The organism is Roseibium sp. ROS1, assembly GCF_054658215.1.
The window spans coordinates 1,342,086-1,356,191 of record NZ_BAAGIG010000003.1 but is presented as its reverse complement, the minus strand read 5'-3'; the positions used below and the strand labels follow the sequence as shown (position 1 = coordinate 1,356,191).

Genomic DNA, 14,106 nt, shown 5'->3' with positions numbered 1-14,106 from the left:
AGGTTGAGGTCTTAAGAAGGCGTCCGGGTCTGCGTCTACAGGCTCATCGGCGTGCCAAAACCTGCCGCCGGTACCTCGTACTCATTACCGGATAACCAATGCACGTCAGGCTCTTTCCCGACTTACTCCCGCTCCTTGCGGTTCTGATAATACTCAGTGGCTGCAGCCCTTCCGAAGAAACTTCGCATGCCAGTTTCCCGCCGCCGGCCGTGAAGACGATCACGGTGGCCGGCGAGGACATGCCGCTCAAGAAAGATTATCCGGGTCGACTGGTGCCCATTCGTCTGGCCGAAGTCAGGGCGCGGGTTTCCGGCATCGTACTGGAACGGCAATTCGAACAAGGTAGCGACGTCCACAAGGGCGACGTGCTGTTCGAAATCGACCCGGCCAAATTCGCGGCCGCCGTCGCTTCCGCAAAGGCGCAGCTTTCGCGGGCAGAAGCAGCGCTCAGCCTGGCGAACCAGCGGGCAGACCGGGTGAAGCGTCTGCTCGCGCGAAATGTCGCCAGCACGGAACAGCACGATGTTGCCCTGGCGGACCGCAAGCAGGCCCAGGCGGAAGTTGCCGTTGCCAAGGCCATTCTCCAGACCGCGGAACTTGAACTCAGCTATGCCTCGGTCCGCTCACCAATTGACGGTCATATTGGCGCTGCGCTGGTGTCCGAAGGCGCTCTGGTTCGCCAGGAGGACGGAACGCAAATGGCGATCGTGCGGGATATCAGTTCACTCTATGTGGACTTCATCGCGCCGCTCGCGGAATTGTCCAGGGTCCGCCGCGAAATCGATGCAGGCGACATGCAGCCGGTCGAAAGCAGCAATGCCATCGAGCTGATCCTTGACGACGGCAGCACCTATGAACATCCGGGCCGACTGCTGTTTTCATCCGCCGTGGTCGATGAAACCACGGGTCAGGTACTGCTCCGCGCCGAGTTCGAAAATCCGCAGGGCAAACTGTTGCCCGGCACCTATGTCCGCGTCCGTGTGACGGAAGGCGTTGCTCACCAGGCGGTGCTCGTTCCGCAAAGGGCCGTTCAGTGGGACACGCTGGGCCAGGCGAGCGTGATGACGGTCAGGGACGGCAAGGCGGCCGCACAGCCTATCCTGACAAGTCGTTCCGTCGGCAACCGTTGGCTTGTCACCCAGGGACTGAAGTCAGGCGATCAGGTGATCGTCGACGGCCTCGATCGTGCGATGCCCGGTCAGCCCGTCTCGGCCGCACCGGCTGCAGAAAAGGCCGCCGAACGCGGCACGGCATCAGACTGCAGTGCCGCAGAACCGTGCGATATCCCGAGCTAGAACAGGTCCTTCCAAATGCCGCAGTATTTCATCGAACGGCCCGTTTTTGCCTGGGTCATCGCACTTGCCATTGCCCTGGCAGGTGCGATCGCAATTCCGTTCCTGCCCATCTCCCAATATCCGAACGTGGCACCAACCACGATTGCGGTGACAACCAGCTATCCCGGCGCCACACCGGAAAATCTCTATGACAGTGTCACCAAGCTCATCGAACAGGAGATGAACGGCGCGACGGGGATGCTCTATTTCGATTCCGTCAGCGATGCGCAAGGCAGCGTGACCATCAACATCACGTTCGAAGCGGGCACCGATCCGCAGGTCGCGACCGTGGATGTGCAGAACCGGATCAGCCGTGTGGAGGCGCGCCTGCCGCCTTCGGTTCGCCAGCAAGGGGTGCGGGTCGAGGAAACGAGCAGCTCCTTTCTTCTCTTTGTCGGCCTTGTCTCGACGGATGGCCGGTTGAACGCTGTCGACCTGGGCGAGTTCGCAGCCAGGAATGTCATTGATGAATTGCGGCGTTTGCCTGGTGTCGGCAAGGCGCAACTGTTCGCAACAGAACGGGCGATGCGCGTCTGGATCGACACGAAAAAGCTCGTCGGCCTCAACCTGACAGCCAGGGACGTGACTGGCGCGATTGCTGGACAGAACGCCCAGGTGTCGTCCGGCAGCATTGGAGCCCAGCCGAGTGCGGCTGGCCAGGAAATTACGGCCACCGTCTCGACCACGGGTCAGTTGTCGACCACCGAGGAATTTGCGGAAATCGTACTGCGGGCCAACCCCGACGGATCCGTGGTGCGCCTCGGAGACGTGGCGCGCGTGGAATTCGGCGCGCAAAGTTATGCGATCTCCTCGAGTATCAATGGTCAGGAAGCCGCGATGATCGGCATCCAGCTGAATGCGAGTGGAAACGCGCTGGTGACCGCCGACGCTGTCAAGTCGAGGATGGCGGAACTGGCGGCAAACTTTCCCCAGGGTGTCAGTTTCGAGATCCCTTATGACACCACGCCCTTTGTTTCGATTTCCATCGAGAAGGTCATTCACACGCTGATCGAGGCGGTGGTGCTGGTCTTCGTCATCATGTTCCTGTTCCTGCAGAACCTCCGCTACACGCTGATCCCGTCGCTTGTCGTGCCGATCGCCTTGCTGGGAACATGTGCCGCGCTGCAGCTATTCGGGTTCTCGATCAACGTGCTGACCATGTTCGCGATGGTGCTTGCGATCGGTATCCTGGTCGATGATGCGATCGTGGTTGTCGAAAACGTCGAGCGCATCATGGCCGAGGAAGGTCTTCCGCCGAAAGAGGCCACCGTCAAGGCTATGAAGCAAATCACGGGTGCCGTCATCGGCATCACGGTCGTCCTGATTGCGGTGTTTGTGCCGATGGCATTCTTTCCCGGGGCCATCGGGATCATCTACAAGCAGTTCTCCGTGACGATCGTCATGTCGATGGTGTTTTCGGCTTTCATGGCTCTGACCCTTACGCCGGCGCTGTGCGCGACGATCCTGAAACCAATCCCCGAAGGCCATGCCCATCACAAGAACTGGTTCTTCCGCGGGTTCGACTGGTTGATCGGCAAGACGACGAATGGCTACGGCCGCGTCGTCGGCGGGGCGGTGAAACGCAACTACCGCATGATGGTGATCTACATGGCGATCCTGGCGGGCCTGGGTTACACCTATGTTCGCCTGCCTTCCGGCTTTCTGCCGGTGGAAGATCAGGGATATGCTATCGCCGCGACGCAATTGCCGGCCGGGTCTACCGCGCAGCGGACCGCCGGTGTTCTCGATCAGGTCGATGACTTCTTCATGAACAGGTCAGGCGTCAGGAAAATCGTCTCGATCCTTGGCTTCGGGTTCAACGGCAACGGCCAGAACGCGGGGATCTCCTTCGCAACCTACGAGGACTGGTCGGAAAGAGGACCGGGCGATTCTTCCGAAGCCATCGTCGGTTCGGCCCTGGGAGCACTTGCCGGCATTCCGGAAGGCTCCGTGTTCACCCTGACGCCGCCGCCCATTGCAGCGCTCGGCAATGCCAGCGGGTTCAGTTTCCGTTTGCAGGACCGTGCCAATCACGGAAATGACGCGCTTGTGCAGGCTGCCAACGCCCTGTTGGGTATGGCCTGGCAAAGCCCGATCCTGCAATACCCTTACATCGAAGGTCTGCCGCCTGCTCCGCAGATCATGCTCGATATCGATCGCCGGCAGGCGAACGCCTACGGGGTCGCCTTCGATGAAATCAATGCGGTATTGTCCACGTCGATCGGATCGAGCTATGTCGCGGACTTTCCGAACGCTGGCCGGATGCAGCGTGTCATCGTTCAGGCCGAAGCGGCCGAGCGGATGGACGTAGCGAGCCTGCTTGACCTGAACGCCCGCAACAGCCGCGGCGAGATGGTGCCGCTCTCCGCCTTCGCGAGTGCGCGCTGGGAACTGGGGCCGACGCAAGTGGTCGGGTACAACGGTCTCCAGGCGATCAAGATCAGCGGCAGCCCTGCGCCCGGCCACACCAGTGGCGAGGCGATGGCAGAAATGGAACGGCTTTTCCAGTCTTTGCCACATGGTTTCGGCTACGAATGGACGGGCTTGTCGTACCAGGAAAAGGCTTCAGGCAACGCAGCTCCCTTCCTGCTCGGTCTGTCGCTCGTCTTCGTGTTCCTGTGCCTTGCCGCGCTCTATGAAAGCTGGTCGGTTCCAATCGCCGTCATGCTTGTCGTCCCTCTTGGCGCAGTCGGGGCCATCGTTGCGGTAACCATGCGAAACCTGCCCAACGACATCTATTTCACGGTGGGGCTGATCACGATCATCGGACTGTCTGCCAAGAACGCCATCCTGATCATCGAGTTCGCCCGGGATCTCAGGAACGAGGGACGTTCCCTGCTGGAAGCAACGGTCGAAGCGTCGAAACTGCGTTTCCGGCCGATCCTGATGACGTCATTCGCCTTCATTCTCGGCGTGGTTCCGCTTGCTTTTGCGACGGGCGCCAGTTCGGCCAGCCAGCGAGCAATCGGTACGGGTGTTCTTGGAGGAATGATATCGGCAACGGTGCTTGCAGTGCTTCTGGTGCCGACATTCTACGTCGTCGTTTCGAAGCTCTTCGGCCGCAGGTCCAAGGTCGCCGATTCCACCCCCCGGAGTGCCGACGACGAGGAATTGCCTGACGGGAACAGCCGGCAATCGGCGTGAATACGTGAACGTCCTCCAGCCGTTGGTGAACAGCACGGGGGACGTCAGTCGCAGGTGTCGGAAAACGGACATTCTCCGAGGCATGGCAGCCGGGCCTTTCGGCCCGGCCGGCGGTTGGTCAGCCGGTGTAGTCTTCGTCCGAGACCTTCTCCATCCAGGTGACGGGGGAGCCGTCGATGCTTTCCTGAATGGCGATGTGGCTCATGGCTGTGTCGGGTGCGGCACCGTGCCAATGCTTTTCTCCGGCCGGAAACCAGACGACGTCACCCTGGGAAATCTCTTCCACGGGGCCGCCTTCGCGCTGAACCCGGCCACGGCCGAAGGTCACGATCAACGTCTGTCCGGCCGGATGGGTGTGCCAGGCCGTGCGTGCGCCGGGCTCGAAGGTGACATGGGCACCGCCGGTCCGGCCGGGTTCTTCGGCCTGGAAAAGCGGGTCGATGCGCACAGTGCCAGTGAACCAGTCGTCGGGCCCCTTGACGGACGAAGCAGTCCCGGAACGGATGATTTTCATTTTCAACTCCCTGTTGCTTGTTGCGCGGTCAGCCGCGCAGCTTTTCAAAACGGTAGGTTAAGGCAGGCCCACCGGGTTGGCTGTAAGCCAACTCGGCGGTGACCATGGCAAAGGGCTCCGCGAAGCGGGCCGTGCGAAGTGGGCCGGCTTCAAGAGGATCGAAACCGATATCCCGGATCAGGAGACCGGCGACTTCCTTCGCACCGGCATCGTCCCCATAAACCAGGACTTGCGGCCTTGGTGTCCGTTCCTTTTGCGAAAAAACCGGCATGAATGCCTCGGAGGGAACCGTGTTGAAACAGGAAACCCAGCGGGCCTGCGGCCGCATGGCGGCCAACTCTTCGGCTCCGGACGACTGGATACCGACCACCAGATCCGTGTTCGTCGGGTCAAGGGGCACGCAGCAGTTCAGCACCACGGCTCCTGCAAGATCGCCGGCTTGCGCGAGGACGTCGTTCACCCGCGACCAGTGAACGGCCAGCAGCAGCGCGTCCGCATTCTCGACCGCATCCGCCACCGACCCGTGCGAAGCGCCTGCCGCCTGGGCGAGACGCTCGAGCTTCGAGTGGCTGCGGGAATAGGCGAAGGTCACATCATGGCCGCAACGCGCCCAGAGCTGTCCGAGCTTGGCGCCCATCAGACCCGACCCCAGAATGCCTATCTTCATGTCTCAGTTCCGATCTTTCGTGCAGCAAGGCCGGCTCCGGCGGGAACCTGTTACTGTGCGCGTTTTTCGAACACGGCCTTGGCAACCGGCAATGCCGAAAACACCTTCGGCCAACCGGCATAGAATGCCAGGTGAGAAAGCATGGCACCGGCTTCTTCCTGTGTCAGGCCATTGTCCATGGCGCGGTTGAGGTGAAATGTCATCTGTTCGGGCTGACCGGCTGCAATCAAGGCGGCCACCGTCACGAGGCTCCGGTCGCGGGGTGCGAGATCGGGACGCAGCCAGAGATCGCGGAACAGCAACTCACGCGTGTTGTCCACGACACCCATGCTCACATCCGCATAGTTGCCGCGTACGAGGTTTTCACGGGCAGCTTCGGCCTCTTCGTTGAGCGGCAGCAGGTCCGGGTCGGAGGCCGGCAGGTCTTCAATGGTGATCTCCCTTTCCTCAAACACTGGTGCGGCTGCTTCGGCGGCCGCAGTGGCATTGCCCCAGCCTGTATAGAAGGCGAGGTGGGTGATGGTTTCGGAGATCTCTGCCGGTGTAACGCCTGAATCGAGAGCCAACGACACATGGCTTGCAAGATTTCCGGTCTCGTGCCGCGTCATGAGGGCGGCAAAGGTGACCAGTGCCCGGTCTCTCTTGGAAAGGCCTGCCCCGTTCCATTCCGCACCGAATAGATCGTCCTTCGCATAGGCTTCAAGTGCCGGGGCAACGCGGCCAACGGCTGCAGGCAAGGTTCCTGCCGCGTCCTGAGCGGCTGCTGTCGTGGCCATCAACGCCAGACCGGCTGCGGTGAGAATGGATTTCATCGGGAGCTCCCTTTCGGCAAGTGGGCAATTACCCTGCTAATCTGGAGCGCAAAAAACGTATCTTAATAACCGGGTCTTTCAAGCCACTCATGACGTCACCTCATGAGTGGTCTCAACCACGGTCCCGCAGGGCATCCAGGACGACCTGGAAGGCGAACGAGGGCTTTTGCCGGCTGGGGTAATAAAGGTGAAAACCGGGAAACGACGGGCTGAAGTCATAAAGACATGTGCGCAAGGTTCCGGCCGCAAGATGTTCCTGCGCCAGCCTTTCGGGAACCAGTGCCAGTCCATGACCGTCCACGGACGCACGCATGACCGGGTTGATCGTATTGAAGCAGGCTTGTCCCTTTACCTTCACCCGGATTTCGTTGCCGTCCTTGTCTTCGAACTCCCAGGCATAGAGTGCGCCATGGGTGGAAAGCCGCAGGTTGATGCAACTATGGTCCGCGAGATCCTGGGGTGTTTCCGGCTCGCCAACCCTGTCCAGATAGTCGGGTGATCCGACACAGACCATACGCTCGTCCGGACCGATACGCATCGAGATCATGCCCTCGCTGACCTGTTCGCCATACCGCACACCTGCGTCACATTGGGAATCGGCAAGGTCCGTGTAACCGTAGTCCATGACGAATTCGACATTGACCAGCGGATGGGCCTTGAGAACCGGAGACAGCTTCGGCCAGAGGAGGCTTTCTATGGCATATTCCGTGGCGACGATCCTTACTGTTCCTGTGGGCTGGTCACGTGCATCGTTGAGTGCCTGAAGCCGGGCTTCGATCTTTTCGAGGCATGGTGTCAGGGTAGCCAGAAGGTCTTCGCCTTCGATCGTGGGAGCGACCGACCGGGTCGTCCGCGTCAAAAGCCTCAGGCCCAGGCGTTGCTCCAGTCCCTTGATCGTGTGGCTCAGGGCGGACTGAGACACGTTCAACCGCGCTGCGGCCCGCGTGAAACTGCGTTCCTCCGCAACAGCCGCAAGCGCGATGAGATCATTGATATTTTCTCGGAGCATGTGGGAGGTCCCGTTCTGATCATCCAGAATCATCACTGTCTCTCCCACATATATGTGCCGGGCTCATGAGGTCCATCGATTATGAAATCAGGGATCAAGCCGGATCAGCCTGTCTTCAGAAGCCCCTTCCCGCCGGGGAGACCGGTTTGTGGTGATTGCATAGATCACGCCATCCGACACAAGCACGTCCCGGATACGTTCTCCGGCCTGGTAGGCTTCGGATACCCGGCCATCGGTGGTCACTTCCAGAATTCCGTTCACTCTCAAGCCCGCAAGAAGCAGCCGGTCACCGTCCGAGGTCAGGCCGGAAGGCGCCCAGGTGCTCTGGCCCGAATGCGCCAGCGGTGCGAGCAGGCCGTCGCGGGTTTCATCGCCCTGGATCAGCGGCCAGCCGTAGTTGCCACCCCGCTCAATCCGGTTCACCTCGTCATGGCCGGACTGGCCGTGCTCGGCTGCGAAGAGCTGCCCGGAGGCGTCCCAGGCAAGGCCCTGGGGATTGCGGTGGCCGAGCGACCAGACCGGTGAACCTGCGAACGGATTGTCCGAAGGGACATCGCCGTCCGGCGTCACGCGCAATATCTTCCCGGCAAGGCTGCCGAGGTCTTGCGGACGCTCCCTCTTTTCGGTCCAACCGGTGGTGACATAAAGCATGCCGTCGGGACCGAAGGCCACGCGTCCGCCGTTGTAAAGCGGGTGGCCTGGAATGGCGTCGATAAGAACACGTGTCTCTTTCCATCGATCCCCGAGACGTTCGGCCTCGATGACACGGTTCATCCGGGCGTCCGGGGTGCCGTAGTGCTGGAAGAGCACGATGCGGCCGGTGTCCGGGAAGTCCGGGCTGATGGCCAGACCAAGCAGGCCGCCGCCGCGGTCATCCAGGATCGGCTGACTGGTCTCGACGGGAAGGCGCGTGAAGGAACCTTCGGCAAGAATGCCGACTGTTCCGCTCTTCTCTGTCACATAGATCTTGCCGCCATGGGTTTCGATATCCCAGGGATAGTCGAGGCCGTTCAGCACGGTGTCCGCTGCAGAGGCGGACACCGGTACCAGCATCGCAAACAAGACGCCACAAAAGTGGACGGCAAGCTTACTGGCCATATTCTTCGTCCGTCACATGATCGCCCCAGGCAACGGCGGACCCGTCAACCGTCGCCTGAATTGCGTAATGGGAAACGGCCGTGGTGTCGGTCGCGCCGTGCCAATGCTCAACATCAGGCGGGCACCAGACCACATCACCGGCCTGCATGATCTGCTTTTCCTGGCCGCGCTCCTGCACCCAGCCGGTCCCCGATGTCACGACCAGCATCTGGCCCGCAGGATGCGTGTGCCAGGCGGAGCGGGCTCCGGGCAGAAACGTGACGTGACCGGCGCTGACATCGTTCATGACGGGCGGGAAAACAGGGGCGACAAAGGCTGTACCGGTAAAATAGTCGCCGCTTCCCAATTGGCCCGCCAGGGTTTCGGAGCGGGTTATTTCCATGGATTGTGCAAATGCAGCCGGAGCCGCAAGAACGAGTGCGAGCGTTGCAAGGGTGCGTTTCATCTCAGGTCGTCTCCATCAGTCGTGAGGCGGCCTTTCGGCCTTCCTCAAGAACGTAGGCAAGACGCACGCGTGGATAATGGTGGCTCTGTCGGAAGCAGTCATGAGGATCACTCATGAACCCGGTGGAGCTGTCCGTCTGTCCACGAGCTCCACTCCTTCCGGTGTGATCTGGGCGCGGATTAATGAGTGCTGCTCATGAGAGGCAGTACCTGGAGGGGGCTTAATCCTTGTCGGTCTGACGCCTAGATTGGAAACAACAGAACGGAGGAACCCCGCAATGCCCGCTTTCAGGTCAAGATTGCTCTCGTTGGCAATGACACTGTTTTGCGCTGGGGCGGGGGCTTCCGGAAACGCAACCGAACCATCGAACGAGGCTCGCATGATCCGCATCAAGGTGATCGTAGAAGACGTTGTGCTTCCGGCGACGCTTGACGATACGCTCGCCGGCAGGGACTTCGCGGCCCTGTTGCCACTCGACCTGACCCTGACCGACTATCACGGGACAGAAAAGGTCGCGGACCTGCCACGCAAGCTCGATATCTCCGAAGCCCCGGCAAGCTACACGCCGCGAAAGGGTGACATCACGCACTACGCGCCCTGGGGAAACATCGCGATCTTCTACAAGCCGTTTCAGAATTCCCGCGGTCTCGTGAGGCTCGGCGCATTCGACGGGTCGATCGATGCCCTTCTGGGTGATGGACCGCTTTCGGTCCGCATCGAAGCGGCTGACTGATACGACCAAAGACCGGCAAATTCTGGAACGGGCTGTCCACCCGTCGGGATTGCCTGACTGCAGGTGTCTTCATTTTCGACACCTTCGAAAACGCTTTCGCTTCGGCAGAACGGATCTGTCTGGACCCGGTGAACCGGGCCATTCCTCTGCCTGAACAAGAACTCTCAGAACCCAAGGAGACTATCATGTCTGACAACATCAAGGGAAAAGTCGTCATCATTACCGGAGCCTCCTCCGGCATCGGCGAAGCAACCGCAAAGCTGCTGGCCAGCAAGGGGGCGAAGATCGTGCTGGGTGCACGGCGCACCGACAAGCTGGAAACCATCACGAACGAGATCAAGGCTGCTGGCGGCGAAGCCATCTATCAGGAGCTGGACGTCACCGTACCGGCTGAAAACGAGGCTATCGTCAAACTGGCGAAGGACACTTACGGAAAACTCGACGTCATTTTCCTGAACGCGGGGCTCATGCCGTCCTCGCCGATTTCCGCACTCAAGACGAACGAGTGGGAGCAGATGGTCGACGTCAACGTCAAGGGCGTGCTGAACGGTGTTGCAGCCGTCATGCCCACCTTTGCCGAACAGAAGTCCGGCCATGTCATCGCGACCTCTTCCGTTGCAGGTCTGAAGGCTTATCCTGGCGGCGCGGTCTATTGCGGCACCAAGTGGTTCGTGCGCTCGTTCATGGAAGTCCTGCGGATGGAATCTGCCATGGAAGGCACCAACATCCGCACGGCAACCATCTACCCGGCGGCAATCAACACCGAACTTCTGAATACGATCAGCGACAAGGGCAGTTCCGAAGCGTTCCAGGCCCTTTACGACCAGTACGGCATCTCCGCCGACCGGATCGCGGCGGTCGTCGAGTTTGCAGTGTCGCTGCCGGAGGACACGACGGTCAACGAATTCACCGTCGGTCCGGCCAATCAGCCCTGGTAAGACCCGGTGAAATGACCGGTGGCGGCGGCAAATTTACGCTGCCGTCACCGGTCTCACACGCGGTTAAAAACCATGCGCATCCAATGAGGCATCGATACGGGCACGCCATTGCGGGTCCTTGAAGGGAAAAGCATCCAGAAACATTTGCCTGGTCGCGTCGGCACGTCGGGACCGTACATCTTTCGCCCAACGCTCGGCCCGTTCGGTTTGTCCGGCCAGGGTTGCAAATGAAACGACGATCATGCTGACGAGGTAGTGGGCTCCCGGTGTCAGCGCACTGCGTTCGGCCATTTCGGCAGCCTCGGCAAGCCTGTGCTGATGCAGGAAACCCATGGCCTGCGTGCCGAATGTTCCGTAGGCCAGCGGGTCAAGAGGGCTCAGGCGGTAGGAAAGACGGCCGCGCGAAATCGCCTCTTCCGCGTTTCCCGACAACCCCTGAAGAAAGCCGAGCGCATAGTGTCCTTGTGCGTAATTCGGGTTGAGGGATACGGCACGCTCAATGTGCACGATGCCGGTATCCAGCTCACCATCCAGCCAGAATGTCCGTCCCCAGACATAATTCGAAAACGGATCGAAGGAATCCGCTTCCATCGCTTTTGCCGCATGGGCCTTGGCCTGTGTGAGGGCCGCCTCTCGGTCGCCGTCGTAGTGTGCAAATGCGTCCTGGAACCGGGTGAACGACAGGCCTGCATGCGCACGGGCGAACTTGGGGTCGAGTTCGACGGCCCTGCGGAAATGCGTTGCGGCAACCGCATTGGCATTCGCGTTGAAGCGGTACATCTGCTGCAGGCCGAGGTGATACGACGACCAGGCGTCGAGCTGGTCCGTCCCCGTTTTCTGGGCGTGGGCAGCTTCGAGCGCATGAATTCTGAGATCAATTTCCGCAGTGATCGCACTCGCGATGACAGCCCGTGCATGAAGAAGATCGTCTTTCGCAAGCAGGTACCGTTCCGCCCAGACGACGGTGTCGCAGTCCGTGTCGAGCAACTGAACCGTTGCCGCAAAGTGTGTACCGTCTCTTTCAAGCTGACCGAACAGAAGGTAGCGGGCATCCAGGGCTGCGCCGATCGTCTCCGCCTTTGCCTCCGGCAGGGCCCGGAAGCGAAATGTCGTGCCACGTGAAATGACGGTCAGCCAGCGCAAGCGCGACAGCTGCAGGATGAGTTCGTGCGGCAAGGCTTCGGCCAGAAGCTGAAGGTCCGGATCCGGTTTGTAGGTCTGAAGCGGCAGGATGCCGATCGAGGGCGGGCCTCGCTCGGTGCGCTCAGGACCTGCCTGCCCGAAAGTGACACGTCCCAGAAAGCGAAAACCTTTGCCGTGAACTGTGCGCACCAGCCGTTGTTCGCGCCCAGCATCACCGACAGCGGCACGCACGGCGCTGATGCGGCTGTCGATCGCGGCGTCGGAGATGGGCCGACCATCCCATATGCTTTCGACGATCTCGTCACGTGTCGTCAACCGATCGCCGTTGGAAACCAGCAACAGAAGCAATTGGTAGACTTGCCGTTCCAGAGGCACAGCCGTGCCGTCGGATCTTCTCAACTCAACCCGATCAGTATCCAGTTCGAAAGTGTCAAAACGGAATAGCATCCCTCGAGATTATCAAAAAATCGGGGGTTCTAAAGTTTTTCTGAAGGTTCTCTCCAAGCTTCCAGGCCACGAAAGGCGGAAGGTCAAACGAGCAGCACCGCCCGCGTTGAAAGTCGCAGGCATCAGCTGGGCCGATGACCATCGCGGTCGCAATTCGCATTCCGTGCGTTCGTTCCAATCGAGGGAGAGCAGTAATGATAAACGAGGCAGGCGCCGTATCCCGTAAGGCCGAGGAAACGCTTGATCCTGATGATTGGGACCGGATGGAAGCCACGGCGCAAAAGGCGCTTGCGTATTCGCTCGCGCATATCCGCAACGTTCGCTCCAGACCACTCTGGCGCCAGATGCCGCCCGAGGTGCGCGCCAGATTTACCGGAGGCGCGCCCCAAGCACCTACGTCGCTCGACAACGTCCTGGAGGAACTCAAGGAAGACCTGCTTCCCTACTCGATGGGAAATCTGCATCCGCGCTTCTGGATGTGGTTCATGGGATCGGGCAGCTTTACAGGTGCACTCGCGGACTTCCTGGCTGCTATCGACGGTTCCAATCTTGGTGGCGGCGACACGGCGGCTGCCCTCGTCGACAGACAGGTCGTCGGTTGGCTCAAGCAGATGGTCGGGTTTCCCGAAGGGGCAAGTGGTACGATCGTCAGCGGTGGATCCATGGCGAACATGATCGGCCTGACCATTGCCCGCAACCAGATGGCGGGTGTGGATGTTCGAAGCGAAGGGGTGGCGGCAATCCCCTCGCAGTTGCGTTTCTACGCATCCGATCAGGTCCACTCTTGCCACCAGAAGTCGCTTGAAGCCTTGGGGCTTGGCAACAAGGCGCTGGTTCGTGTCGCAACCGGACCTGATGGAAACATTGATCTTTCAGCACTGGAAAAAGCGATAGCCGGCGATCGCGCCAGCGGGAAGAAGCCTGCTTGCGTGATCGCGACTGCAGGCACCGTAAACACGGGCGCCATTGATGACCTGAATGCAATCGGTGCCTTGTGCAAACGCGAGGGGCTCTGGTTTCATGTCGACGGCTGCATCGGTGCCCTGATCGCGATTGCTCCGGAAAGCCGCGGGCTTGTTGCCGGACTGGAGACCGCGGATTCATTGGCGCTCGATCCGCACAAATGGCTGCATGTTCCGTTTACTGCAGGGTGCGCGCTGGTGCGCGATGCCCAGGCTCACCGAAAGGCCTTTACCCTGTCGCCGGAATACTTGGAGGAGAAACCTCGCGGGATCGCCGGTGCGCCGTTTCTGCACGATCTCAACATGGGCACATCCGCGGGATTTGCAGCACTGAAGATCTGGATGGCGTTGAAGGAAAACGGCGTCGAAAAATTCGGACGCCTGATCGATCAGAACATCTCTCAGGCAAAAGAGCTCTCGGCAAGGATCGAAAACGAACCGCGGCTGCAGCTCATGGCCCCGACCGTGATCAATATCGTGAATTTTCGGTACGACCCGGGCGGAATGGACGAAGCTTCGCTGAAAGCTCTGAATACGGAAATCATGCTTCGCCTTCAGGAGGAAGGCATTGCAGCGCTCTCGGATACCACTGTCAGGGGTCGTCACAGCCTTCGCGTCGCCATTTGCAACCATCGCACACGAAGCGATGACCTCGAGTTGCTTGTCAGGGAAATTTTGCGCGTTACAGACGCGATTGAAGTTGCCGCCTAACCGGGTAGGCCAACTTCATTATTTTTGAGAACAGCAAGTGACAAGGGCTGCAAACCAGCGATGATACGAAGGTTCCGATGCTTGGGGTGAAACCGACATGGATTTTTGGCGGCTGACAGTTGTTGAAGCAGTGGAGATGTTTCGAGGCC

General features: G+C 60.2%; 12 protein-coding genes. 5 read left to right on the top strand and 7 right to left on the bottom strand.

What is annotated here, in order from left to right:
- The first annotated feature begins 209 nt into the window (after positions 1-209).
- Both ACYQ6M_RS22405 and ACYQ6M_RS22400 read left to right on the top strand, forming a co-directional pair.
- The gene (locus ACYQ6M_RS22405) at positions 210-1,295 is read left to right on the top strand and encodes an efflux RND transporter periplasmic adaptor subunit (RefSeq protein WP_460075640.1); all 1,086 of its coding nucleotides are present in this window, start codon (positions 210-212) and stop codon (positions 1,293-1,295) included.
- 15 nt (positions 1,296-1,310) lie between these two features.
- Positions 1,311-4,478 (top strand): multidrug efflux RND transporter permease subunit, encoded by a 3,168-nt coding sequence (locus ACYQ6M_RS22400; RefSeq protein ID WP_460075638.1) that lies wholly within the window; start codon positions 1,311-1,313, stop codon positions 4,476-4,478.
- A gap of 118 nt (positions 4,479-4,596) precedes the next feature.
- Here ACYQ6M_RS22400 and ACYQ6M_RS22395 read toward each other — a convergent pair whose 3' ends face one another.
- From ACYQ6M_RS22395 to ACYQ6M_RS22370, 6 genes are all read right to left on the bottom strand, one after another.
- The gene (locus ACYQ6M_RS22395) at positions 4,597-4,992 is read right to left on the bottom strand and encodes a (R)-mandelonitrile lyase (protein ID WP_022999075.1); all 396 of its coding nucleotides are present in this window, start codon (positions 4,990-4,992) and stop codon (positions 4,597-4,599) included.
- A gap of 28 nt (positions 4,993-5,020) precedes the next feature.
- Positions 5,021-5,659, bottom strand: a complete 639-nt coding sequence (locus ACYQ6M_RS22390; RefSeq protein ID WP_460075636.1) for an NADPH-dependent F420 reductase — start codon at positions 5,657-5,659, stop codon at positions 5,021-5,023.
- A 50-nt stretch (positions 5,660-5,709) separates the two neighbouring features.
- Positions 5,710-6,471 carry a carboxymuconolactone decarboxylase family protein gene (locus ACYQ6M_RS22385; protein ID WP_022999073.1) on the bottom strand — a complete coding sequence of 254 codons (762 nt, stop codon included), beginning with the start codon at positions 6,469-6,471 and terminating at the stop codon, positions 5,710-5,712.
- Positions 6,472-6,583: 112 nt separating this feature from the next.
- Complete coding sequence (locus ACYQ6M_RS22380; protein ID WP_055659269.1) at positions 6,584-7,480, bottom strand: LysR family transcriptional regulator; 897 nt, start codon at positions 7,478-7,480, stop codon at positions 6,584-6,586.
- A gap of 87 nt (positions 7,481-7,567) precedes the next feature.
- On the bottom strand, positions 7,568-8,578 hold the full coding sequence (locus ACYQ6M_RS22375) for a PQQ-dependent sugar dehydrogenase (protein WP_460075634.1): 1,011 nt from the start codon (positions 8,576-8,578) through the stop codon (positions 7,568-7,570).
- Positions 8,568-9,023, bottom strand: coding sequence for a (R)-mandelonitrile lyase (locus ACYQ6M_RS22370; RefSeq protein ID WP_460075632.1), 456 nt, complete (start codon positions 9,021-9,023; stop codon positions 8,568-8,570). Before ACYQ6M_RS22370 ends, ACYQ6M_RS22375 begins: the two co-directional genes overlap by 11 nt.
- A gap of 379 nt (positions 9,024-9,402) precedes the next feature.
- Here ACYQ6M_RS22370 and ACYQ6M_RS22365 point away from each other — a divergent pair, with 379 nt between their 5' ends.
- Both ACYQ6M_RS22365 and ACYQ6M_RS22360 read left to right on the top strand, forming a co-directional pair.
- Complete coding sequence (locus ACYQ6M_RS22365) at positions 9,403-9,756, top strand: cyclophilin-like fold protein (RefSeq protein ID WP_197923149.1); 354 nt, start codon at positions 9,403-9,405, stop codon at positions 9,754-9,756.
- A 185-nt stretch (positions 9,757-9,941) separates the two neighbouring features.
- Complete coding sequence (locus tag ACYQ6M_RS22360) at positions 9,942-10,694, top strand: SDR family oxidoreductase (protein ID WP_460075630.1); 753 nt, start codon at positions 9,942-9,944, stop codon at positions 10,692-10,694.
- A 63-nt stretch (positions 10,695-10,757) separates the two neighbouring features.
- Here the strand turns inward: ACYQ6M_RS22360 and ACYQ6M_RS22355 are convergent, their stop codons facing one another.
- Entirely contained in the window at positions 10,758-12,236 is a 1,479-nt protein-coding gene (locus ACYQ6M_RS22355) for a winged helix-turn-helix domain-containing protein (RefSeq protein ID WP_460075628.1), read from the bottom strand.
- 242 nt (positions 12,237-12,478) lie between these two features.
- Here ACYQ6M_RS22355 and ACYQ6M_RS22350 point away from each other — a divergent pair, with 242 nt between their 5' ends.
- Complete coding sequence (locus ACYQ6M_RS22350; RefSeq protein ID WP_460075626.1) at positions 12,479-13,957, top strand: pyridoxal phosphate-dependent decarboxylase family protein; 1,479 nt, start codon at positions 12,479-12,481, stop codon at positions 13,955-13,957.
- Positions 13,958-14,106 lie beyond the last annotated feature (149 nt).